20 protein-coding genes and 1 pseudogene are annotated in these 23,567 nt (G+C 65.0%); 11 read left to right on the forward strand and 10 right to left on the reverse strand.

Translation table 11 applies throughout. The features are described 5' to 3' along the window. Positions 1-265 precede the first annotated feature (265 nt). Positions 266-2,815: a bifunctional DNA primase/polymerase gene (locus OXS49_RS03040; RefSeq protein WP_267421689.1), complete on the reverse strand. Its 2,550-nt coding sequence runs from the start codon at positions 2,813-2,815 to the stop codon at positions 266-268. 597 nt (positions 2,816-3,412) lie between these two features. Further along, positions 3,413-4,006, reverse strand: a complete 594-nt coding sequence (locus tag OXS49_RS03045; protein WP_267421691.1) for a hypothetical protein — start codon at positions 4,004-4,006, stop codon at positions 3,413-3,415. Positions 4,007-4,071: 65 nt separating this feature from the next. Between OXS49_RS03045 and OXS49_RS03050 the strand changes: the two are divergent. Next, a pseudogene (locus OXS49_RS03050) lies at positions 4,072-4,699 on the forward strand (transposase). 55 nt (positions 4,700-4,754) lie between these two features. Here the strand turns inward: OXS49_RS03050 and OXS49_RS03055 are convergent. Then, a complete protein-coding gene (locus tag OXS49_RS03055; protein ID WP_267421693.1) occupies positions 4,755-5,420 on the reverse strand; it encodes a site-specific integrase in 666 nt (221 codons plus the stop codon). Positions 5,421-7,270: 1,850 nt separating this feature from the next. Between OXS49_RS03055 and OXS49_RS03060 the strand changes: the two genes are divergently transcribed. Continuing rightward, positions 7,271-7,438, forward strand: coding sequence for a hypothetical protein (locus OXS49_RS03060; protein ID WP_244006686.1), 168 nt, complete (start codon positions 7,271-7,273; stop codon positions 7,436-7,438). Between the two features lie 45 nt (positions 7,439-7,483). Here the strand turns inward: OXS49_RS03060 and OXS49_RS03065 are convergent, their stop codons facing one another. From OXS49_RS03065 to OXS49_RS03075, 3 genes are all read right to left on the reverse strand, one after another. After that, positions 7,484-7,642: a hypothetical protein gene (locus OXS49_RS03065; protein WP_267421695.1), complete on the reverse strand. Its 159-nt coding sequence runs from the start codon at positions 7,640-7,642 to the stop codon at positions 7,484-7,486. Between the two features lie 270 nt (positions 7,643-7,912). Then, positions 7,913-8,167 carry a hypothetical protein gene (locus OXS49_RS03070; protein ID WP_244006691.1) on the reverse strand — a complete coding sequence of 85 codons (255 nt, stop codon included), beginning with the start codon at positions 8,165-8,167 and terminating at the stop codon, positions 7,913-7,915. 131 nt (positions 8,168-8,298) lie between these two features. Further along, complete coding sequence (locus OXS49_RS03075) at positions 8,299-8,646, reverse strand: phosphohydrolase (protein WP_267421698.1); 348 nt, start codon at positions 8,644-8,646, stop codon at positions 8,299-8,301. 418 nt (positions 8,647-9,064) lie between these two features. Here OXS49_RS03075 and OXS49_RS03080 point away from each other — a divergent pair, with 418 nt between their 5' ends. After that, positions 9,065-9,307: a hypothetical protein gene (locus tag OXS49_RS03080; RefSeq protein WP_267421700.1), complete on the forward strand. Its 243-nt coding sequence runs from the start codon at positions 9,065-9,067 to the stop codon at positions 9,305-9,307. Positions 9,308-9,409: 102 nt separating this feature from the next. On the opposite strand, the gene OXS49_RS03085 is transcribed toward OXS49_RS03080, so the two are convergent. Beyond that, entirely contained in the window at positions 9,410-9,808 is a 399-nt protein-coding gene (locus OXS49_RS03085; protein ID WP_244006697.1) for a PRC-barrel domain-containing protein, read from the reverse strand. A gap of 269 nt (positions 9,809-10,077) precedes the next feature. Between OXS49_RS03085 and OXS49_RS03090 the strand changes: the two genes are divergently transcribed. After that, positions 10,078-10,971 carry a DMT family transporter gene (locus tag OXS49_RS03090; protein ID WP_267421704.1) on the forward strand — a complete coding sequence of 298 codons (894 nt, stop codon included), beginning with the start codon at positions 10,078-10,080 and terminating at the stop codon, positions 10,969-10,971. Between the two features lie 97 nt (positions 10,972-11,068). Here OXS49_RS03090 and OXS49_RS03095 read toward each other — a convergent pair whose 3' ends face one another. Then, complete coding sequence (locus tag OXS49_RS03095) at positions 11,069-11,992, reverse strand: hypothetical protein (protein WP_267421706.1); 924 nt, start codon at positions 11,990-11,992, stop codon at positions 11,069-11,071. 136 nt (positions 11,993-12,128) lie between these two features. Here OXS49_RS03095 and OXS49_RS03100 point away from each other — a divergent pair, with 136 nt between their 5' ends. From OXS49_RS03100 to OXS49_RS03115, 4 genes are all read left to right on the forward strand, one after another. Then, entirely contained in the window at positions 12,129-12,692 is a 564-nt protein-coding gene (locus tag OXS49_RS03100; RefSeq protein WP_267421708.1) for a nitroreductase, read from the forward strand. A 192-nt stretch (positions 12,693-12,884) separates the two neighbouring features. Then, on the forward strand, positions 12,885-13,514 hold the full coding sequence (locus OXS49_RS03105) for a flavin reductase family protein (protein WP_244005360.1): 630 nt from the start codon (positions 12,885-12,887) through the stop codon (positions 13,512-13,514). A 90-nt stretch (positions 13,515-13,604) separates the two neighbouring features. Beyond that, positions 13,605-14,690 (forward strand): lytic transglycosylase domain-containing protein, encoded by a 1,086-nt coding sequence (locus OXS49_RS03110; RefSeq protein WP_267421709.1) that lies wholly within the window; start codon positions 13,605-13,607, stop codon positions 14,688-14,690. After that, positions 14,687-16,210, forward strand: coding sequence for a DUF2336 domain-containing protein (locus OXS49_RS03115; protein ID WP_244005364.1), 1,524 nt, complete (start codon positions 14,687-14,689; stop codon positions 16,208-16,210). Before OXS49_RS03110 ends, OXS49_RS03115 begins: the two co-directional genes overlap by 4 nt. 42 nt (positions 16,211-16,252) lie before the next feature. Here the strand turns inward: OXS49_RS03115 and OXS49_RS03120 are convergent, their stop codons facing one another. Then, positions 16,253-18,118: a glycoside hydrolase family 15 protein gene (locus OXS49_RS03120; RefSeq protein ID WP_267421717.1), complete on the reverse strand. Its 1,866-nt coding sequence runs from the start codon at positions 18,116-18,118 to the stop codon at positions 16,253-16,255. 285 nt (positions 18,119-18,403) lie between these two features. On the opposite strand from OXS49_RS03120, the gene OXS49_RS03125 reads away from it, so the two are divergent. Both OXS49_RS03125 and OXS49_RS03130 read left to right on the forward strand, forming a co-directional pair. Then, positions 18,404-19,159 carry a response regulator gene (locus OXS49_RS03125; RefSeq protein ID WP_276081381.1) on the forward strand — a complete coding sequence of 252 codons (756 nt, stop codon included), beginning with the start codon at positions 18,404-18,406 and terminating at the stop codon, positions 19,157-19,159. After that, the gene (locus OXS49_RS03130) at positions 19,156-20,565 is read left to right on the forward strand and encodes an ATP-binding protein (protein ID WP_244005370.1); all 1,410 of its coding nucleotides are present in this window, start codon (positions 19,156-19,158) and stop codon (positions 20,563-20,565) included. Before OXS49_RS03125 ends, OXS49_RS03130 begins: the two co-directional genes overlap by 4 nt. A gap of 257 nt (positions 20,566-20,822) precedes the next feature. Here the strand turns inward: OXS49_RS03130 and OXS49_RS03135 are convergent, their stop codons facing one another. Further along, the gene (locus OXS49_RS03135) at positions 20,823-22,979 is read right to left on the reverse strand and encodes a methyl-accepting chemotaxis protein (RefSeq protein ID WP_267421721.1); all 2,157 of its coding nucleotides are present in this window, start codon (positions 22,977-22,979) and stop codon (positions 20,823-20,825) included. 327 nt (positions 22,980-23,306) lie between these two features. Here OXS49_RS03135 and OXS49_RS03140 point away from each other — a divergent pair. Then, the coding region (locus OXS49_RS03140; RefSeq protein ID WP_267421723.1) for a transposase at positions 23,307-23,567 on the forward strand (261 nt) is incomplete at its 3' end.

Here is a 23,567-nt window from a genome sequence, read left to right on the forward strand (position 1 = left end):
AAACGCGGCAAAGCCGACCTGCTTGGCAAAGCCCAAGATAGCCCGGGCCGGCAGGTCCCCGAACGGATCATTCGAACCCGTTATCGCAACCCCCCGGGCGTCGGCCGGGGGGGTTCAGCAAGCAAGCTTGGCCGCGATCGAGAAACTCACACTGTCTGAGGCAATTCTATGCAACCACTGCCCGGCCGGGCAGGGATCAACCGTCGCGGGGATTCGACATTCACCGGACTGACCAGAAGTCGGAGTGCCTATCGAACGTGTGGTGTCAAAATGGGATATGCTCCTCGGCGTTTTCTGTTGTCGAAGATGCTATTTTAAGCAGCTCAGAAGAAGGTTCGCCGTCGAGTTTGTATTCCATGACGCTTGCATGTCGATCCATCCTGGTCCGGATCGAAACGCCGAGTAAAGGACCGTCGCGATGTCGGCTTAGGAGCTTTCCAAGCTGTCTCGTACCCCACCTACCCTCGTAAAGTAGTGCTGTAATCGCTTCTTTGGCAAACGCCAAATCAGAGGTGCTTGCTTGATCAATTTCCGCAAGTTTAAACCAGCGATCGCAGCCAAAGCCTGCAAACAGCGCCTGAACCAATTTAGTCTTCACTTCACGCTCCGGATCAAAATCCTCAAATGCCAGCCGAGTTCCCGCCGGATCTGCTAGTCCAAGCCAAATCAAAGGCTCGCGAACTGAGCGGCTCCATACTTCGAAGCTGCCGAGTGGGATCATAGGTGTTGGGCGGTTGGCTCGAAGATAAGCTCGCACAATCGTCAACGCATCTATCACAAGCTGCGGCCGCAACTCGAGAACTTCGTCAAGTGGATCGAAGTCAAATTCTCGTTCCTCTGGACGCTCAACATTTGCATCAAGTCTGCATCTCACTGTACGGCGACCTAAATCTCCCTGAACAATGGTGTTATTGCCCGATCCCAATATTAACGAACGGGTGTCAATCTTCACATTTTCCGATCTGCCAAGAATACGTATATCGAATTCGGGCGAAGTGATCACACCTGCAAGAAAGTCGCCTCGAAGCGGCTTGCTAATGTTGTCGAATAAGATGACAGGTGCCCCAGCCATCAAGGCGACTGAAAGCTGTTTTCGGTCTTCTTCTTCATCACCCGTGTAAGTCAGTATGGTAGGAAGAACGCCCGTCGCAACGATGCCGACTAGCTTAGCCATTAACGTCTTTCCGGTACCCGCACTGGGAGCGTCGATTAGATGAATGGGAACCCCAGGCAGATCTGCTCGCAGCACGGCTGAAATGATCGCGGAAATTGCGACAGATCTAGACGCGGCATCGAGAAAAGGAAATCCCCGCAGCGGCTTGCCGAGCCGCTGAATGGCCGCCTCCGCGTCAGAACGCGTGGGCTCCGGTGAGCCGGGAGGAAAGAGTCCCTCTGGGTAGGCGTGGAACATGCCAGTGTCGGCATCGTATCCCGGTCGATCGCATGTAAGCGTCGGCGTCATAGTGATCCCGCGGAGATCAGGAAGATCAAGGGAGTCTGCATAATCGCGCAAACGCTGGAACAACTCTGTCGGAGGCTCAACGAGACGGTTCCGTTTACAGAACTTACCGCCGACCCGGCTTGCCTCGATCGCCATCCATCCCGGCGTTGCTTCACGAATTTCGAAAAGGCCGGCTGGACGAAGATGGAGCACTTGCCCCCCACCGCTTACCTTCTTAGCAAAACGTTCAGGCTTCTCTAGCGTGTAAACCCGGACAAGTTGCCCACCTCTTTTGTAAACGTTCTTGGATTTCACTTGAAGAATTTTGTTGACCTGAAGAACTTTTTCATGAAGCTCGTGCGAGTCGATTGAAATGGCGTCAGCGGGCACATCTGATTGTTCGGGTCTTTTCAACTTTTCCAAATTTAGCCAATCGCGAACTCGGTGTTCGCAGGCTTCTAGGCCAATATAACTTATGAAGCTACGAAGAGTTGAGACTGGTTTATTTTGCATTTTACGTTCCGCTGCCCGACCAGCCTTCTCCATACGGACGTCAGCTTCTTCATCCCCTGATAAATTAGCGAGGGTACCAATTATACGACTAGCGTGCTCAGCATTGATGCCAATATCCAGCAGCGCTCCGCTAAGCCTAAAGCAATAATCATCGCGCCCCCCAGTTTCTCGCGGGTATAGGTGGAGTGCGACGGACAAAAATGCGAGCAATCCAGCATAATGCCGGATTTTATCCCAGCTTAACATTGGTATTTCTTGTGGTGGCCCCCCATCATTCCACACGAGTTTTTCTAGGCCTATAGATTTGCCATCAGCATCTTTTACTGGTATAAGGGACGGCGGAAATACAGCATATCCCCGGCCAGCCCGGAGTTCCAGCACCACTGATTTCGAAAAACTTAAGATCTTGGCAGCTTGCTCCTCAGCTGTGCCTCTAAATCCGAACGGTAAAACCTTTTGTGCGTCTGCAGGTACATCAATGCAGCGGCAAAGTAGGTGACCCGGTGCTTCTCGTGGCAAGCTCTGGCGACGAAACGCCACCAACCCCTGGAATAAGTGTGGAGCTAGTAAGCGAGCTTCAGGGCAGTCAAGGTCGATATCGACAAGCCCGTTAGACTTCGTTCCGAGTTGAACCCCGAGGCCTGCCGTCTGAAAAAAATCCGTGGCAGGGGGATTGCTGTTTTGCCAAGCCTTGCTGAACGGCTCCTTCGTGCCGGGCTTTAAGCGGACCAGTTGAAGCCCTAGCTTTTTCAAAGACTGAGCGCACGAGAAAGTCTCACCGTTAGATGCGAGATTCACAGCTGATAAAATCGCGTCTGAGTTGGTGTCATCAGATCTGGGCTGAAAGCCTAAAATATTCATTGCAGCTTACTCCAGAATTTGCATTTTATTCTACAATTCTGCTTCCTTTGCGGCGTGAGCTTATCAGCGTTTGGCTCCATAGACTCATCTGCATAGATCTGAAGGGCATGACAAAAATCATCCGGCCCATGGTCCGTTACAACACACATAAGACTCACGTGACCGGTTATGCCTACATGTTCATACGGTTCACACCTGCAGCGTGAGCTGTAATTCGATGCAACTGAAGACGCGCGTTCAACTTGCTCAACATTATAGCGGTTTGACTTGATCGGTACCTTAGCCATTACGCTGCCTCCATCTTCTTGGAGGCACGAATTGCCATTCGTTTTTCCCAGGCGATCAGGTCGGCGAGGCGCCAGAATGTGCGCCGACGAATTCGAACCGGCGCCGGAAAGCCCAGCTCTGGATCATGCGCCCACCTCCACCGGGACATCGCGCTGATGCCGTAGCGTCTATCGACTTGGGGCCCGGGAAGCCATAGATCTTGTTCGCAACCGAGTTCTTTAGTAATTTTCACTTGATCTGCTCCGTTTTAACTTGTGCAGCAGATTGGTAACGGGAGCAGTATCCCCATACTACACGTAAAAATGCCCGCTATTTTTTTCGCGGTTTTGAACCTTCCCGACGTTTCCTTTCGCTAACCATCTCAGCGCCAACGTTCCAGCGTGCCGCAGCTATATCTTCTGGGAAAGGCGGCAGGTCTTTCGGTCGATTCCTTTTGCCAAAGTACTGTCGATAAAGCGCGCGAATAAAAATTGAGTCTCGAACCGCCAAACTTATATTAATATCTTGCTCATTCGCTGCTATTGTTTTGGCGGAATCTTTATTGCTGCTGCTCGACCATTTTCTAGGACGCCCCCGCGCACGAGAGCTTTCACGAACATGTAGGCGTGGGGAAAGGCGTGGGTACTTCCTTCGAAGTTGATCGATTTCGATAAGCCATGCACGTTCCTCAATCTGCTGCGCTCTAAAATGCCTTTGCGACTCTTCGAATTCAAAATAGCTTGAATCAATTCTGGGTTCTAAGTCGGGCTGGCCACCTTGATCTAAGATCCAATTTGTCCAACGGACCCAAGGCTCGAGGCTGCGCTCGTACCAATCCGGCTTCGGCGGCATCTCACCCATCTGAGCATGCCAAAACTCGGCATCTGCAAGCCAGGCTTCCTCAGGGTCGCTGTAATTTTTCATAGTTCGCTCCGTGCCTAAGAACCTATCTCGGTAGACGCTGAGAGGGTTTGTCCTATCTTGCTTGGATGAGCGAACCTCGCAGGCGCCGTCTGAGCAAGCCGTCGGTTCTGGCCGACGGCTATCGTCTGCCCGACGATCTGTCAGCGCGGATGGAAGCGTTGCTGCTCCCGCATCCGCCGCACTCACTGGATTGCCATAACCCGCTCACGCCCGATCGCAGGGCGACGGACGCGATTCTGTTCGTGCTGTGCACAGGGTGCCAGTGGAACGCACTCACCGCCACCGGGATCTGCGCCTCGTCCTCGAACCATCGGCGTGGCCATCGCGGGCGCCAACGTCAACGACCATCTCCTGATGGGCGAAACTCTGGACGCCGTGCCCGTCGCCCGGCCCAAGCCGACCAAGCGGGCGCCGCAGCACCTCTGCCTCGACAAGGGCTACGATTACGCCGCCCCCCGCGCCTTGGCCGAGGAGCGCGGCTTCAACCTCCACCTGCGTCGCCGGGGCGAGGAGATCCAGGCCAAAAGCCATCGCGGTGCCAAGGCCCGGCGCTGGGTCGTCGAGCGCACCCATGCCCGGCTCAACCGCTTCCGCGGCATCCTCATCCGCTGGCCCAGGAAGCCCGAGAACTACCGCGCGCTCGTCCACTTCGCCTGTGGCATCATCGCCGCTCAACAATCCCTACCGAGATAGACTCTAAGCCGCTTACGGTCGGCTACTGCAATACCAGTGCGTTCACGCGAATAGATCAGCGCCCGGCTGCCCGGTGCTCTTCAGCTGCATTGGCGATCCGGCTCTCGGCGTTGATAAGCTCTGAGGAGGGCGGATGAGGGGATGAATTAGAGACATTGATCAGAGCGATGATGTGTTCGTTCCACACATTCAGCGCGGATGCTTTTTCAGTTTTGAATTCATGTCGTTGATACACTCCGACGATACCACCGAACGAGCCACTCACGTGGTTTAAGACCTTTTCAATAGTTGGAAGTCCAATACCGAGCCTAGCCATGCCAGAAGCAGCCGTTCGGCGAAGGTCGTGTAGGCGCCACGGTGCAATTTTGAGACTAGGGTAGCCAGTGACCTCTTTGGCTCGCTCAAGCATGGCTATATCCAGTCGACGTTTTGCTTCCGAGTAGCCTGATACTGAAGTTTTTCCGGTCGTAGAAAAAACGAAAGGACAACCATCTATTTTCGGCATACCATAAATTAGCGCCTGGGCTGGGGCTGGAAGAATGAGGGTGTGCTCCCGCCCATTTTTAACTCGCGCACCCGGTATCGTCCATGTTTCACCATCTAGCTCAGACCACCGCATGCCGCCGACTTCCTCTCGACGCTGCCCGGTCAGGCAGAGAAGCTTGAAGAGCGGGGAGAAGGGAGAGCCTACGGTATCGCAGGCCGACCAGAACCAACCCAACTCATTGTCCGTTAGAACGCGATCTCGCGCCGGTGTAGGCTGGGGGGCTTCTACCCCGGAGCATGGACTCGTTGCGATAAGGTCCCTTGCGAGGGTCCAGTTAAATAGTCGTCGTAGGGCCGCAAAAGTATTCTGCCTGGTTGCCGGTCGGGCGCTAAGAGCGTCCAGGATGGGGATGATGTCCCGACGCCGAATCTCTTCAATGCGGCGACCAGACCACTGATCGATGATGCCGCCTCGAATGATCACGAGACGATCATTCTCGGGGCGAAGGCCGAGAAGCCTAGCGGTTTCCTTCCAAGTTCGATTCGTGGGACGCTGATCGAGCTCTATGAAAAGACGACTGACCTCCGCACAAAGAGTTGAAGCATCGCTTTTGGCGAAGCGCTTCTCCCCAGCTGGGTCACGGCCTTCAGCGACAGCGCGTATTGCAATTCTAGCTGCCTCCCGTGCTTCACCCAGCGAGAAGGCTGGCCATCGACCTAAGGTCATGTTCCGGGTCCGCCCAACGTGGCGGTACCGTAAGGCGAATGAGCGGGTGCCTGAGGGTTGCACGACGAGATAGAGCCCCGGTAGCCCACCGTCCGGTACCTCGCGCACCCGCGCTTCTGGCTTCATTTGTTCTATGGCGCGCACGGTCAGCGGCTTTGCCATTGGCAGGAGCTCCACGTAGCAGTTACGTAACGGCACAGGGGCGTTAGGCGTTGTGCGGTCACGTTATAACGCTAGCTAACTCCTATGCCTAAGGGCAAGATATCATTGTGGTATTTTCTGCTTTACCGTTACGTTCCGTTGAGGTTTGTTAGCTTACAGCTGGTCACTCTTAATCAGCGGGTCCTAGGTTCGAACCCTAGTGCGCCCACCATTCCCTCCGCATAAAAATGTTTTCGCTGGTCTGTCAGACGGACAGCCGGAATGGGCTCAGCCCTGCGGCTTGGTGTTTCATCATCTCGGCGGGGTCGGCCCCCGAACCTTGAGGAGCCCACCATCGTCGCCCTGCGGATCGCCACCCTGTTCTGCTGTGCACCGGCCCTCGGTGCTTGCGTGGGCACGTCTGCAGCAGGGCCACACGCTGCGGGTATCGAGCCGCTCGCGATCTCCAACAGCGCTCTGCCGCCGAGCTATGAGCCCGGACGGCTTCTGAAACCCGGCCTCGACGCAGGTGGCGGTATCGATCCCGCAGCGCAGCTCGATGCGTCCGTCCGCGACAGGGCTTCGTGGGCCCCCCTGCGCGCCGGCCCGATTGGCCGATCAGCGATTGTCGAGACGCGGAATGCCGGCCGCTCGGCCTCAGGCGATGCAACGGGGCTGAATGGCATGGCCAGCATGCCGCCGGCCGGGAATGACGATCGACGCAGTATCCCAACACCGATCCGGGGCCAGGATGCGACCATGGATCGCCTCGAACGTGCGGGACAGCGGACGGCCAAGCCGATCTGCGGCGATTGCTGAGCGCTTCCGAGGTGTCGATGGCCCACCGCGTGCCCTTGCGGGGCTGATCGGCACGACGCGTCTCATCACCTGCGGCGAAGCCGACGGGCTGGATTGTCGCCCCTGGGTCGTGTGCCGGAACACGTCAGCCCTGAAAGCTTGAGCTTACATCGGAGACACGCCGCGAACACAACCGCGGACTCGATGGAGACAGACAATGACCGTCATCACCCGCCTCACCATCGCCGCTGCCGCCGCCGCCGCGACCGTGGCCGTCCTGGCCGGCACCTATGCCGAGATGCTCGACCGCGCCCTGCCGGTGCACTTCGTGTGATCACGACGACCGCAAGCCGCATGACATGCGAACCCTGAGGCGCTGCCGTTCCCGCGGCGGCGCGCTCCCACGGCAGAGACGGGCCATGGACGGGATCCTGCAAAGGGCAGTCGATCGCACGCTTCACCTCAACGACGCGCTCGATGACGTGATCACGGGGACGGAGGCAGCCGTAGGCTTCGCAGCCGCAACCCCAATGATCAGCGCCCTGAACGGCGACGCCCATTTCGAACCGGACAAGACCGAGCGCTGACAGTCGACGCGGGGACAGGAGCCGCCGAGATAGGGCGGAGGCTGGCTACTGCTTCTGAGTGTTCGGCGCGGATTGATCGGTCTGCGGCTCCAGCTTTTTGGAATCCGGCTTCGTCGGCGCGTTGTTCTGCGCCGGCTTGTCGTCGCAGGCCGCCAGCCCGCAGATCAGAAGCCCGAGGCATGCGACCCGTTTCAACACCAGCATGGATCATCCCTGAAGCGCTTTCAGAAGGTCGAACCTCCGACCTTCAGGACCCGTTCCGTACCGGTCGCCCAGGCGGCGCGGAGGGCCGGGGTTATGACGGCTGCAGCTCAGGCGGCGTTCGTCTCAATCCAATGGTCACAGCCCGGCCGGCAGCATCGGCAAGCCCGAAGATCTCGGATATACGGCTTTGGAGTGACAGACACCGCGCGGTCCTCGGCTCCGCCCAGGACATCCGGGCGGAGCGTTCCGCGGGCGTCGGTTCCGCGGGCCTCAGCGGCCCGAGGGACCCGGCTTCGATCCGGAGCCGGCATCGTTGGCGCCTGTGCTGTTGGTTGTCCCGGAACGGCTCATCGACCCGGTGGACGGACCGCTGCCGTTCGCGCCCGGCGTCGATCCCGAACCGGCATCGTTGGGGCCGGTACTGTTGGCCGTGCCGGAGCGGCTCGTGCCGCCAGCGCTCTCGGCAGCCAGGGCAGGCGCAGCGGCGACGACGAGGCCTGCCAGAACAAGGGTCATAAGCTTCATGGCGTGTCTCCCTTTTGGGCCGGCAGCCGCAGCTAGATCGGCGCCGGTTCTCCGGGGAACCCAACTTTTGCGTGGCTGTTCCTGGCCCACGCACGGACGTCCGGGACAGGCCGTCCCGGGTCAGGCCAACGTCAGCGGCCCGTATAGCCTTTCGCGGCTGCCGCTTCCCTGAGCCGCTCGAATGCCCTGGCGTAACGCTCCCGAAGGAAGGATGCGGAGGGCGGGATGCGAGCGGGAACGAGGTTGTCCTCGGTGTCGGACATCTTCACGAGGATCGCGGCCAGATCGTCCGCCTCGATCAGCGTAGCGATTCGCTCCGAGTAGGCGATTCGCGCAGCGGGCTTGGTGAGCAGCGTCACAGTTCGAATGATCGCGGGCGCGAAACCGGCCACGCGCAGATCAGAGGCCGTGCGCGGAGTATCCTCCAGCACATCGTGAAGCAACGCGGCCTGCATAATCTGCATCGGATCGAGATCCAATCCGTCGACGAGTCGGGCGTGGCCGGCTCGGGCGAGGGCAGCGTTTGCAACGCGCTCCAAGTGCCGCATGCAGGGTTCGCCACCCTTGTCGAGTTGGCCCGCATGCGCGGTGAGAGCGAAGGTGTGAGCATCGAAGATCGTCGACACGGGCCTCCCCGCCATAGACGTCCGGCGCCACGAACCTGCCGGCCGTTCCAAAACGGACAATCACGGCCGCGCTACCGCGTTCCCGCGCCGCGACCCGATCACGTCACTTAGGCAGCCGGCTCAATACGGGCCTACCACGTTTCGAGGATGCCGAAAATTTCCGTTTCGTCATGAAGTTATTGGCGGCATCACTATTGCCCAAGTGACCATGCATTGCCATTTCTTGTCTTGAAATAGGACAAGCGGTGGTGCGCAGTCCAGGATTGAGCCAATGGCGTCCGTTGCACTCGAGAAGCCGCTTGATGTCGGTGGTCCGATCAGCCGTCGTGCCGCGGCGCTGGCCAACGTAAAATGGTTTCGTGCCCTGGCGTCGCGTGCCCTCAGGGAGGGCGGGCCACAGGCCGAACTCCGTGCGTCCAACGCGCGGGCTGCAGCGCGCATCATCCTCCGTCAGACGCGACGGGAAGCCTTGGTTTCGCGCTTGGCGCGCGAAGCGCTCGACGGTCACATCTGAGCTGCATATTCGAGCTGGTCGGCCGGCGGTTTCCGTCGCTGCATCATCCAGCAAAGCCGGGTTGTCCCCGCCCAGTCTTTGGGCGGGGACGCATTCCAATGATCAGCGCTTGAACTTGCCGTCGTACTTGAACTCAGGCGCAGCCTTCAGCTGCTCCTTGGTGGCGCCGATGATCGCCTTCCACTTCTTGGCGTCGGCATCGTAGCCGAGGGCGATCGACGACGGCGAGACGGCGACGTAGTGCTCGCCCATCCCGAGGAAGCCGCCGACCGAGACGATGTAGCCGGTGAGCTTGTCGTGATCGATCACGAGGTCCTTGATCTCGCCGACCGTGCTGTTCTGCGCGTCGGTGATGTTGAGACCGATCAGGTTGTAGCTCAGGACCGCGTCCTGCGGGACCGACTCGAACTTCGGGGCGACGGTCTTGGGCGCCTCATTGGCGGCGAGGGCCGGGCCGGCCAAAGCTGCGGCGGCGAGGGTAGCGAGGACGAAGCGGCGCATCGGTATCTCCAGAAGCCCAAATGGGTCGCTGGTAAGCCGCAGCGCCCGGTATCGTTCCGGCACATCTCAGAAATGTTAATCTCGAAAACATGGAACGATCGACGGCCGTCGCCGATGCGCGCGCCACCTCGATAGCCCGGCACGGCGCGGTGGCTGTGAACCGTACTGCTCGCGGCCCGGGACAGATCGACCGCTCGACCCGTCATCGTCCCTGGCCAGGGCGGTCCGGCGATGCCACCCCGCTGCGACGGGGCGAGCGGGAGAGACGGATGACGGGACGGGCGGTTCAAAGGACAGCGTCCCAGCCTGGCGGTGCGGGCGCGTGGATCGATGGCCTCATCGGCGTCTCCATCATCAGCGCGTCGCTGGTGGCCACACGCCTCGCGCTGACGGGCATGGATGCGCTGTTCCTCAGTGCCGCCCGGGCAGCCCTGGCCGGCCTCGCCGGCGCGATGGCTCTCGCGGCCTTCAGAGAGAAGCGTCCCCGAGGGCGGGACATCCCGGCGCTGATGATCGTGGCAGCCGGCGTGGTGGTGGGCTTCCCCGTGCTCACGGCCTTGGCCCTGCGGACCGTGAGCGCGGCGCATGGCACGGTTTTCATCGGCCTGCTGCCGCTCGCCACGGCCTTGTTCGGGGCCCTCAGATCCGGTGAGCGGCCGTCTCCCACGTTCTGGCTGCTCTCGATCTGCGGGGCTCTGATCACCGTCGGCTTTGCCGCGCGTGGTCTCGAGAGCGCACCCGGACCCGGCGATGCCCTGATGTTCGCCGCGGTCCTGGTCTGCGGCCTGGGCTATGCCGAGGGCGGCGTCCTGGCGCGCCGGCTCGGTGGCTGGCAGGTGATCGCCTGGGCTACGGTCCTGTCGCTGCCGGTGAGCCTGCCGCTGGCGCTGATCCTGAGCCCGAACGCGTTCGCGTCCATCCCCATGCCGGCCTGGGCGGGGCTCGCCTACGTGGCGCTGTTCAGCATGCTGATCGGATTCGTGTTCTGGTACCGGGCGCTCGCCCGGGGTGGGATCGCCGCGATCGGACAGCTCCAGCTGCTGCAGCCGTTCCTGGGGCTCGGCGTCGCCGCCCTCGTGTTGGGTGAGCGGATCAAGCCTGCGATGATCGGTGCGGCGGCGGCTGTCGCGCTTTGCGTGGCCCTGGCACGGCGGTTCGCCTGACGTCGTCCGCGCAGGTCTCGGCCCGCGCAGGTCTCGGCCCGCGCAGGTCTCGGCCCGCGCAGGTCTCGGCCCGCGCAAGTCTCGGCCCGGGACAGGCTCACCCGGACTTGGCGACCACCTCGATGTCCCGGTCGAGCCCGCTCTCGACCTTGAACTCGCGGGTATAGACCTGCCCGTCGTGGCGGGCGATCAGCACGTAGTCGCCCTCGGCGAGCGTCACCTGCGGGAAGGCCCCGATGGCCTCGCGGATCGTGTCGCCGCCGGGCGTGAGCACCGAGAACGCGGTGCCGGCGAACGCTTCCGCGCCCGGCGCCGCCACGAGCTTCAGCGTCACGGTCGCGGCCCTATGGTTGAGGGTTGCTTCCGTCACCTTGCCGTTCTCCACGCGGAGGTCGGCGCGCTGGATCGCGTTCGACTCACCGTAGATCGACACCACGTGGTAGGTGCCCTCCGGCAGCCGCAGCAACTCGCCGGTCTTGATACCGCCGCGCACCAGCCGGCCCTCGGAATTGGTCCCGACCGGCACGAAGACCGAGAACGACACCTCGCCGGGCGGGATCTTCTGGTCGCCGACCGCGCCCGAGAGCTTCAGCGCGCCGGCCGCGACGCGCAGCGTCTCGGTGATCGGCTGGCCCGCCATGACGATCCGCTTCGACGCGCTGGCAAAGCCGTAGGTCACGGTCGCCGTGTAGGTGCCGGCAGGCAGGACGAAGCGCGGTTCGGCCTCGGTCGAACGGGCCACGATCGACGGCCGGACACCGTCGTTGGCTTCCTCGTAGATCCGCCACGCAAGCCCCTGGCGCAGCGGGATCCCGGGCCCCGACAGCAGCGCCGACAGGGACAGGGGGGCGTCCGGCTCGGCGGAAGGGAGGGTGGGCGGCAAATCCGGCGTGGTGATCGACGGCGAGGGCAGGGGACCACCAAGACGGTTCTGAAGCGGATTCTGCTGGGCGCGGGCGGGCACGAGCGCGGATCCCGTGACGAGAATCGCCAACGCCATCGCGGCCAGCCTCGTGCGCATCGATCGGATCCCTTTCCTCCGCCCGGCGGATGGTTCCCGCCTCTGCATCGCGACCATGGCGACGGCAAGGCCGCACTTCCCGGCGCGACCGGCGCATGCCACATCCGGTCGCCATCGCGAACCTGGGACGACGCGCATGACCGCCACTCTCGAACTCCTGAAGACCCGTCGCTCGGTGCCGCCGATGCTGCTGGACGAGCCCGGACCCGATCGGGCTCAGCTCGAAACGATCCTGACGGCGGCGTCCCGCGTGCCGGACCACGGCAAGCTCGCACCCTGGCGCTTCATCGTCATCGCAGGGGCGGCGCGGGACCGCGTCGGCGAGACCATCGCGGCGACCTTCGCGGCCGACAATCCGGACGCGACGCCGGAGCGCCTCGCGCAGGAGCGCGCCCGCTTGGCGCATGCCCCCGTCGTGGTCGCCGTGGTGTCGCGGGCCGGTCCGCACGTGAAGATTCCCGACTGGGAGCAGGTGCTGTCCGTCGGCGCTGCCACCATGAACCTCATGATCGCCGCCAACGCGGCCGGGTTCGCGACATCCTGGCTGACCGAGTGGTTGGCCTACGACCGCCGCATCCTGGATGCACTCGGCCTGGCGCCCTCGGAGAAGCTGGCGGGCTTCGTCCATATCGGCCGCGCGCGCGAAGTGCCCTCCGACCGGCCTCGCCCGGTGCTCGATGAGATCGTGACGTATCTCTGAGGGGCGGTCGGGCAGTCAATCTGTCCGCTGCCACCCGTCATCGCGCGCGCAGCGAAGCGCGCTCAGGCCGCTCATCGTCGGCTATCGGTTCCGGAATCTGTCTTCGTGGGCGTCTTCCCCTCGCTCCGATGCGTTATGGACCCGTCTATGCCGCTGCCCGGGCCTCGCCGGTCAGCGCTTCGGAGATTTCCCGTGCATTACGATCTCGACGTTCCCCGCGCGGCGCGCGCGCTTCCGCACAACCCGCTCAAGGCCATCGTCGCGCCGCGGCCGATCGGCTGGATCAGTTCCATGAGCCGCGACGGCAAGCTGAACCTCGCGCCCTACTCGTTCTTCAACGCGGTGGCCGACAACATGGTCGCCTTCTCGTCCTCGGGCCGGAAGGACGCGATGACCTTCGCGGAGGAGGGCGCGGAGTTCGTGTGCAGCCTCGCCACCTGGGACCTGCGTGACGGGATGAACGATTCCTCGGCGCCGCTGCCACGCGGCGAGAGCGAGTTCGCCTTCGCCGGGCTCGCTACCGCGCCCTCGCAGAAGGTGCGGCCGCCGCGGGTCGCGGCCTCGCCGGCCGCCCTCGAATGCCGGTGGCTGCAGACCGTGCCGCTGACCCCGCTCGACGGCGCCGAAGCCGAGAACTTCCTCGTCATCGGCCAAGTGGTCTCGATTTACGTCGACGAGGCTTACGTGAAGGACGGGATGGTCGATACCGGGGCGATGCACCCGATCATGCGCGGCGGATACTTCGATTATTTCCACGTGACACAGGACACGCGCTTCCAGATGCGCCGGCCGAAGGGCGCGGGCGAGTTCTCGCCGTCCTGAAAACGGACCGGGTCTCCGTGAGCTGATTGAGAACTTGTTTACCATGGCGGGCGCAGATTCCGGGGGTCTTCAGCCCCCGTGCGCGCCCGGATGTTCCTGTTCACCACGCCATCCAGCCCACCTGACAGCCCGCCGCCCCCGGCGCGGGCGATGCCGGGCACGGCCGTCTCCGGACCGGTGGTTCAGGCGATCCGCGATGGCGCGATGGCGAGCGGCGTCGGTTTCGACTACCTGCTCGCCACGGCCCGGCGCGAATCCGCCCTCGATCCCGCCGCCAAGGCCGGGACCTCGTCGGCCACGGGGCTGTTCCAGTTCATCGAGCAGACGTGGCTCGGCGTCATGAAGAATGCCGGGCCGCGGCTCGGGCTGCAGGCCGAGGCCGACGCCATCACCCGGCAGGCAGACGGCAGCTACGCGGTGCCGGATGCCGGGCAGAGGCAGGCCATCCTCGACCTGCGCCGGGATCCGAAAGTCTCGGCGACGCTGGCCGGCGCCCTGACTCAGCAGAACGCCGACACGCTTTCGGGGGCGCTCGGCCGCGAACCGACCGCCGGCGATCTCTACGTGGCGCACGTGCTCGGCGCCAAGGGCGCGGCCGCGCTGATTGCGACCGCGCGCACCTTCCCCGCCCGTGCCGCCGCCCTCGATCTACCGGAAGCCGCTTCCGCCAACCGCGCCTTGTTCTACGATCGCACCGGCCGCGCACGGAGCGCCGCCGAACTGTATGCCAGCCTCGCGGCGGCCGCCCAGGGCACTGCCGCCACTGACCTCACAAGCCTGCGCCAGGGCGAGGCGGCGGCACCGCAGGCGGTCTCGGCGTATGCGAGCGCCGCGACGGCCTTCGGCGGCACCAGCGACTTGCGCAGCCTGTTCCAGACGGATCCGCGCGTGGCCGCCTCGGATGCCGCCGCACGGAACCTGCAGGCGCGCAGCCAAGCCCAGCCGACCGCGCACGCTGCCCCGACCTACTTCCCCCGGACCGGCTCAGATCCGTTCACGGGTGCGCCGAAGCCGGATCCGGACGTGACCGGTGCGCTCGCCGCGCCCGCTGCGCCGCCGCCCGGCAGCGCGCTGGCCAACCCGCCCCTGCCGCCGCGGCGCCCGGCTGAGCTCGCTGCGGCAGGTTCCCCGGCCACCGTCAGGAACAGTATGTTCGCACCCCGGAGGGGTCCATGATCATCCGCGAGTTCCTGACCCGGACGCAGAACGCTTCCGCGTCCCGACGCGCCGAGGCAGCCGCGGTCCTGGCGCGGGCCTATCTCTACGGCGACCTCGCCGCGGACGAGGCCTGGGAAGCCAAGACCGCCCTGCTCACCCTGTTGGACGATCCCTCGCCGGTGGTTCGGCGCGCCCTGGCGGAGACCTGTGCGGCCTCGGCGCGGACGCCGCGTCCGCTGGTGGTCGCGCTCTCCTGCGACGTGCCAGAGGTGGCGCGTCTGATCCTGGCGCGCTCGCCGGTCCTGACGGACGCCGACCTCGTGGACGCGGCCGCCCTCGGCGATGAGACGACGCGCGCCGTGATCGCCGCCCGCCATCATCTCTCGCACACGGTCTCCGGGGCGCTGGCGGAGATCGGCGAACTCGAGACTCTGGTCGCGCTCGTCCGCAACCCGACCGCCAAGATCACCGCGGGTCGGATGCTGCGCATGATCGAGCGCCGGGGTGCGGAGGCCGATCTGCGCGAGGCCCTGCTGGGCCGGACCGACCTCCCGCCGGAGGTGCGCCACGCGCTCGGCCTCGCGGTGGCGCAGGCGCTCTCCGGCTTCGTGATCGACCGGGGCTGGCTCGGAGGCGAACGCTGCGAGCGTCTGCGCCGCGAGGTCGGCGAGCGCGTCGCCCTCGAAGTTTGCGAAGACTCAGGGGCCGCCGGCATCGCCCGGTTGGTCGCGCATCTGCGTACGAGCCACCAGCTGACCGCCGGACTGATCCTGCGCGCCGTGCTGTCCGGGCGGACCGAGTTCGCCCTCGCGTCCCTCGCCGACCTATCCGGCCAGGACCATGCCGGCGTGGCTCGGGCCATGCGCGATCCGCGGAGCTTCGCCGACTTGCACCGGCGGGCCGGTCTCCCCGACGCGCTGCTGCCGGCGATGCAGGCCGCGCTGTCCGCTTGGCAGGATGTCGCCCGGCGCGCGATGCCCGTCCGGGGCACCGGCCTGTCGCAGCGGATCATCGCCTGCGCGATCGAGGCCTGCGGTAGCCTGCCGGGTGCCGAGATGCAGCCGGTCCTCGTGCTCCTCAATCGCTACGAGGCCGAGGCCGCCCGCGACGAGGCCCGGGAAGCCGCCCGCGCCATCGCGGCGGAGGCCGTCGCGCGGGAAACCGCGCGCCGCGAGGCCGAGGCGTTGGATGCGACGTGGCGCGCCGCCTTGGACGATCAGCGCCGGACCGCCTTCGCCGCCGCGTCCGAAGCCACGCCGATCGTCGTTGCCCAAGCCGCCGTTGCCGGCGTGATGACCCCGTCGTCTGCGGAGCCCAGCAACCCGATCGGGGCGATCCTGGACGCGCTGCCGGACCAGATCCTCGCGTGGTACCGGACCGAGGCGCCGGTTGCCGATCCGAAAGCCGAAGCCGCGACGGAGGCCGTGTTGAGCAGCCTGGGAGATAGTCTGCTCGACCAGTTCCGCGCCAGCCGCAGTCCCGCGGCGCCCGCAGCCGTGGAGGGTGAGGTCGATAAGGCAGCCAAAATCGCTGCCTGAAGGCGGTCCGAAAGTGGTCGGCCCGCCTTCAGCCGGCGTCGCTCACTCGGCCGCCCGGCGCGTCAGCGCATCGGCCGCGTCCGCAAGGCCGTAGCGGGCGATGGTGTCATCAAGGCGCAGCGCCGCGTTGATCAGCGCCATGTGCGAGAATCCCTGCGGCGTGTTCCCGCGCTGCTCGCCGGTCGCCGGATCGATCTCCTCGGCGAACAGCCCCAGATCGTTGCCCCGGGCGATCAGCCGTTCGAAAGCGGCCTTGGCCTCGGCGGTGCGGCCGTCGAGGGCGAGGCAGCCGACCCGCCAGAACGCGCAGGCCGTGAAGGTGCCCTCGTCGCCTTCGAGCCCGTCCTCCATGCGGTAGCGGTAGATCAGGTCGCCGGCGCCGAGTTCCCGCTCCACCGCGGCCAGGGTCGCGCGCGTGCGCGGATCCCGCGGATCGAGGGCTCCGAACAGGACGACACGCATCACCGCCGCGTCGAGGTGATGCGAATCGTAAGCGCCGACATAGGCCTGCTTCTCCTCGCTCCAGCCCCGGTCCAGATATTCAGCCCGGACCTCGGCGGCGATGCGCTCCCACTCGGCAATCTTCGCCTCCGGGATGCCCTTGATGTTCCGGGCGATCCGGGCCGCGTCGGTCAGCGCCACCCAGATCATCGCCTTCGTATGAACCTGATGGCGCGGCCCCGTCCGCAATTCCCAGATCCCACTGTCCGGATCGTGCCGGTGACGGATCGCCCGCGCCGTCAGGTTGTCGAGCACCTCTGGCAGGCGGTCGTTGACCTTCTCGGGCGGGTCGTAGTCGACTGCTTCCAGGAAGATGCACAGAGCCCGCAGCAATTCCCCGTAGATGTCGTGCTGGTCCTGCCCCTCGGCGAGATTGCCGATGACCACGGGCTGCACGCCGTTCCAACCGGCGAGATGGCTGAGCTCCTCCTCGGGTGGCATGCCGTCGGCAATGCCGTACATCAGGCGCGTGTCGCGGCCATAGGAGCCGTCCCGCTCACGCAGGAAGCGGAGGAATTCCGAGGCCTCGCGCACGTAGCCGAGCATCACGAACGCGGTCACTGTAAAGGAGGCATCGCGCATCCAGGTGAAGCGATAGTCGTAGTTGCGGTTGCCCGGCACGGCCTCGGGCAGGCCAGCGGTCGCGGCGGCCAGGATGCCGCCGGAGGGCGAGTATGTCAGCAGCTTGAGGCAGAGGGCCGAGCGCATCACGGCCTCCCGATAGGCCCCGCCGTAGGTGCTGCGGGCGCACCAGCGATGCCAGTACTCCATGGTGCTCTTCAGGCGGCGCTGCGCGCCTTCGAAGTCGTCGATCGAGGCATCCTGCTGGTCCTCGCCGTGGGTGAGGACCAGATATGCGGTCTCGCCAGCGGCCAGGGTGAACCGGATCTCGGCGCGGCCCTCGACCACCGCGGGCTGCGGATGCGCGTTGACCCGCAGACGCCAGTCGCCGGCCTCGAACAGCACCGACGCGCCCTCGACGCTGGGCATGCAGGGGCGGCGCGCGTAATCGAAGGTCGGGCAAACCCGGAAGAGCCCGGTGACGCTGCCCGTCTCGCAGGTGAGCATGCGGATCAGCCGGCTCTCGCCCTCGCCGTCCGGGCCTTCATCGGGCTCAGGGCTCGGCGGATTGACCGGCATCACGTCGACCAGACGCGCGCGCCCAGTCCGCGTCGTAAACGTCGTCTCGAGGATGTTGGTGTCGGGCAGATAGCGCCGCTCCGACCCATCGAGGTCGTCGAACGCCACGCTACATGCACCACCCTTCTCGTCGTCGAGGAGCTTCACGAACAGGGCGGGTGAATCGTGGCGCGGCCAGCATAGCCAATCGATCGAGCCGTCGCGGGCGATCAGCGCGCAGGAATGGGTGTCGCCGATGAGGGCGTAGTCGCTGATGGGCTTCGACACGAAGATGTCCGGCTGGCGGCCTCACCCGTCAAGCTGGGCGAACGCAGAACCAAGGAGGTAGCCGGGGTCCGCGGCGTTGGGAGTCCGGCTCGACGATTCGCCGCAGGACCGGAAGCGATCGGGCTCAGCACGTCGGAGCTCTGTCGGATATCGCGATCGGATTCTGGAAGAAACGTCTCTGCATCTTTGTCCGAAACGTTTCGGCCAAGGCAGGGAAACACGCGCTTACAAATTGGTTCCGCTACCCATCTTCGAATAATCGCCGGTTCGGGGCATGATAGACTCATGATGCAGGCTGAACCACACACAGACTCCGTCGCAATGACGGCACCGGCGACCCCCCATATCCTCGTCGTCGAGGATGATCGGGAGATCTCCAGCCTGATCGCGCGCTACCTGCGCGGGAACGATTGCCGGGTCACGATCGCCGGCGACGGGACCGACATGGACCGGGCGCTCGCAGAGGCGCGCATCGACCTGATCGTGCTGGATCTCATGTTGCCGGGCGAGGATGGCTTGAGCCTTTGCCGCCGCCTGCGCGCATCCTCGCAGATCCCGATCCTGATCCTGACAGCGAAGTCGGAGGATGTGGACCGGATTCTCGGCCTGGAACTCGGCGCTGATGATTACCTCGCCAAGCCGTTCAATCCGCGCGAACTCCTCGCCCGCATCCGCGCGGTCCTGCGCCGGGTCGCCGCCGAGGCGCCCGATACGGACGACCGCCGCCGTCTGCACTTCTCGGGCTGGACGCTCGACGTCTCCCTGCGGCAGGTGTTCTCGCCCGAGGGCGCCCGCATCGCGATCACGGGCGCGGAGTTCGACCTGCTGCTCGCCCTGTGCCTGCGGCCCGGGCGGGTCCTGTCGCGTGACCAGCTGCTCGATCTCACGCAGGGGCGCGCCGCCGGCCCGTTCGAGCGCAGCATCGACGTATTGATCTCGCGCATTCGCCAGAAGATCGAACGCGATACCCGCAACCCCGAATTCATCCGGACGATCCGTTCCGGTGGCTACCTGTTCACGCCGGAGGTCACGCGCTCATGAGCGTGCTGCAGCGGCTGCGCGCCCGATTGCGGCCAACGACTATCGCGGGCCAGATCGCGCTGCTCGTGGTGGCGGGAATCGCGGTTGCCCATATGGTCGCCACGGCCGCTTTCCTGCTGCTGCACGAACCGCAGAATCCCGATGCGTTGCCCGGGGTCGCGGCAAGCCGCCTGGGCATGCTGTCGCGGCTGCTCGATTCCGTCGATCCGGCGGCAAGGCCGGCGCTCTTGGCCAGCGGGCGCAGCCTGCCGCTGATCCAGGTCGAAGCCTGGGACGGCAAGGCTCCGCCTGGAGCCGAGCCAGTCCGGGATCTTCCGGTCATCCGCCGGCTTCGGAACGGCGCCGGGCGCCCGGTGACGATCATCGACCTGTCCGCCGACGATTCGGAGCAGGAGCGCTCCGCCAAGCGTCTCCATATCGGAATCGTTACGGCCAATGGCGCGACGCTTCAGGCGACGCTACCGAACGATCCGCTCCGCCCCCCCAGGCAGGGCGCCCTGATCTTCACCGTGGTGTTCCTCGCGCTGACGCTGGCGCTGCTCTGCGTCTGGGCGACCCGCGCGCTGACCGCACCGCTGAAGCGGCTCGCAGGTGCCGCGGAGGCGTTCGGAGCCCGAGACGATCACGTCGCCCTGCCGGAAGCCGGGCCGCGTGAAGTGCTCGCCGTCTCGCGGGCACTCGACCGGATGCGATCGCGCGTGCGCCGCCTGATCGACGACCGCACGCAAATGCTCGCCGCGATCAGCCATGACCTGCGCACGCCGATCACCCGCCTGCGCCTGCGCGCGGAGTTCATCGAGGACGATAACGCCCGGGCCGCCACCCTACGCGATCTCGACCAGATGAACGGACTCGTCGAGGCGGCCCTGTCCTTCGTGCGCGACGGTCAGGTCCGCGACGCGAGCAGTTTCACCCTGGTCGATCTCGCATCGGTGGTGCAGACGGTGTGCGACGACTTCTCGGATATCGGCGCGCCGGTGAGCGTCGGCCGCAGCCGACACGTCCTCGTGCGCGGCCGACCCGAGGAGTTGCAGCGCGCGGTGACGAACCTCGTCGACAATGCTGTGAAATACGGCAGCCGGGCGGAGGTTCACATGGAGGCGTCGGAGCGCGGGGTCCGGGTCTGCGTGCGCGATTCCGGTCCGGGCATCCCGGAGGCGGAGCGCGAGGCGATGCTGCAGCCCTTCGTTCGCGGCGACCGGGCCCGCAATCTGAATGAGGCGCGGGGCTTCGGCCTCGGCCTATCGATCGTGCAGGCGATCGTGGAGGCGCATGACGGCCGGCTGATCCTCGAGAACGGTCGCGCCGGCGGTCTCGCCGCCACCATCGAACTCCCCCTCGCGGCACAGGTTTTCGCCGGGCAGGCGGTGCGGAAGCCGGCGCCAGCCCCGGCCGAGGCGGCGTAGCGGTTTGCCGTGCCGTGCCAGCGAACTCTGCGCGCGCGGAAAGGGAGGTGAGCGATCAGGTCTGTCCGAGTGTGGCGCGTTGCCGGCGTGCTCGATCCGAAGACTTTTTGCCGCTCACCGGCGCACACTTTAGCATGGGCTTACGGATTCGCATTTCTGGGTCAGGCGGCACCGGTTCAGGGTCGAGCGCGGGCCCCCTTTCCGATACGGGAGAGGGGGCCTGTCGGGCATCAAACGGGCCGCGATCCCGACCGCTTCTAGGCTGCCCGGATGTGGCCCAGGAACTGGGTGACCTGTCCGCGCAGCTGCTCCGCCCGCGCCGCCAGTGTGTCCGACGCCTGTGCCACCGATGCGGCGGCGTGGCCGGCATCGTCGGCAACCCGGGCGACCTCGGCAATGTCGGTCGTCATCATGCCGGTTCCGGCCGATGCCTGACTCATGCTGCGCACGATATCCTGGGTGGTGACGCCCTGCTGGTCCACAGCGGCGGCGATGCCGGTCGACACTTCGTTCATGGCCTCGATCTGCGATGCGACCCCCCGGATGGCCGAGACGGCATCCCCGGCGACGGTCTGGATCGCGGCCACCTGCCGCCCGATCTCATCGGTGGCGCGGCTGGTTTGGGTGGCGAGTTCCTTGACCTCGGCGGCAACCACCGCGAAGCCGCGTCCCGCCTCACCGGCTCGGGCCGCCTCGATCGTCGCGTTGAGCGCCAGCAGATTGGTCTGACCGGCGATGGTCGAGACGATCCCGACGACATCGCCGATCCGTGTCGCCGCCGTGGCGAGATCGGTCATGGTCTGCTCGGCGCGCCGGGCCTCGCCGACAGCGGCGGCCGACAGGCCGGTTGCCTGCTCGACCTGACGACCGATCTCCCGCACCGTGGCACCGAGTTCCTCGGCCGCGGCCGCGACGGAATCGACGTTGTCGGACGTCTGCCGCGCCGCAGCGGCGACGCTGGTCGAGCGTTCGGAGGTGCCGGCAACCGCCACGCGCATGGCACCGGACGCATCCTGAAGCGCCGACACGGCCTCCGTCAGGTCGCCCGCAATGCCACCGACCGACTGTTCAAACCCGTCGGCAAGGTTCTGCAGCATGGCCCGCCGGTTCTGCTCCTCCCGCAGGCGCCCCGCCTCGCGGGTCTGCAATTGCTGTGCGGCATCCTCCAGGGACATCTCGTGGATCGTCACGACGGCGCGAGCGATGTCGCCGATCTCGTCCCGCCGCTTGCTGCCGGGCACGTCGTCGAGCGCCTGACGGTCGGCGAGCGCCTTCAGCGCACGGGTCAGGGCACCGAGCGGCGCCACGATCGAACGGGCCAGGAGGAGCCCCAGTACGGCCGTCGCCGCCAGGATGCAGAAACCGATCAGGACCAGGGTGGACGAGAGGGCGCGGACCGCCGCGGTCGCTTCGGCCTCCGACTGCTCCGCCACCACCGTCCAGGGTGCGCCCAGCACGGTGAGCGACGAAGCCGCCGCGAGATGAGATCCATTTGCGGCCGTAAAGGCGAGGGTGCCGCCGGCCTTCACGCGCTCAGCGGCGAGGCCGAGCTGCGCGAGGCTCCCGCCGGCCTTCAGCGCGGGGTTCAGCGGCGGATTGCTGCGCAGGAGGCCATCAGCCCCGGCCGCGAAGATCTGACCCGTTTCGCCGAGCCCGTCGCGCTTGGCGAGCGTCTGGTCGAACAACATTGGGGTAACACGCATGACGATGGCGCCGATCGGCTCCGCCGCCTGTGCCGTCCCCATGGCGACATTGGCGCGCTTGGTCATGGTGCGCCCGATGAAAGCGGCCGGAACACCGTCCACCGGGTAGGCGCCGAAATCCTCGAACAGGACCGTGCCCGGTTCGGCCGCCTTCAACCGCGCGACGAGGCGGGCAAGGCCGGTTCCGGCCAGATCCGGATCCGCGATCGACTTGGCGAAATCGGCGCCCTTCGTGGCCGTGTAGACGACCCGGCCGCCCTCATCGACGAAGATCAGATCGGCGTAGCCCGGCTGGGCCACGAGCTTGCGCGCCACCTCCTGCACCTTGACGTGCCGACGTGCGTACATTGCGGGCATCCCGCTGCCGTCGAGCGCGACCCGCGCCTCCACCGTCTGAGGCGCCCGGAACGCCTCGACGAGCGCGGCGGTTTCCGGCTTCGCGAGATCGAGAGTCTCGATCAGGTCCGGGAAGTTGGACACGATCTGGGGATGGGCCGCGACGGCCAGCAGGTCGGCCTGCATCCGATCCGCCAGGAGCTCAATGCCGTCCCGGCGGGCGGCCGCCGCCAGTTGCAGACGCTCCTGGGCCGCATCAATCAGTCCTGACCGCGCCGTATACCAGCTGAAGCCCCCCATGACGGTCGCGCTGAGCAATGCCAAGCCGATAATCATCGCGGGAAGACGGACGCTGAGCCGAGATAACCACGTCATGTTCGTTCAAGATCTCATTTGGACACGATTCCCTCCGATATGGCATCAAGTTTCTAATTTTCCGTGACAGACATAAATCTTCGCCGCTTTCCGGCTGCATTACAGTTCCACAACGGTGAGCCAGTATGGCGAAGGATAGTGCCGATCCATTTTCCATTCTCGTCGAACACAAGATCATCGATGAAATATTTGCTGTGCCGTGTTGCGCGGCCCTAATACTGTTCTCAAACAGATGCCCATCGGTTTTAGGGTGTGAACCGAACCAAGCTGTTGCGGGGTTTGCCAATTTGTGATTCCAGGCGGCCGTTTTGCAGCCTGGAGGTGGCGATGGCGGACCTGTTCTGGCTCTCGGATGAGCAGTGGGCGGTGATCGAGCCGTTCATGCCCAAGGACCAGCCTGGACCCGAGCGGAAGGACGACCGGCAGATCATCTCTGGCATCCTGTACGTCCTGACATCGGGCTGCCGCTGGCGCGACTGCCCGGCGGAGTATGGGCCGCGCACCACCGTCTACAACCGGTTCAACAGGTGGTCCCGCCGCGGCTTCTGGAAGGCCATGTTGGCAGATCTGGCCAAGGCCGGGTGGGCG

The organism is Methylobacterium sp. GC_Met_2, from assembly GCF_026540795.1.
Lineage (GTDB): Bacteria > Pseudomonadota > Alphaproteobacteria > Rhizobiales > Beijerinckiaceae > Methylobacterium.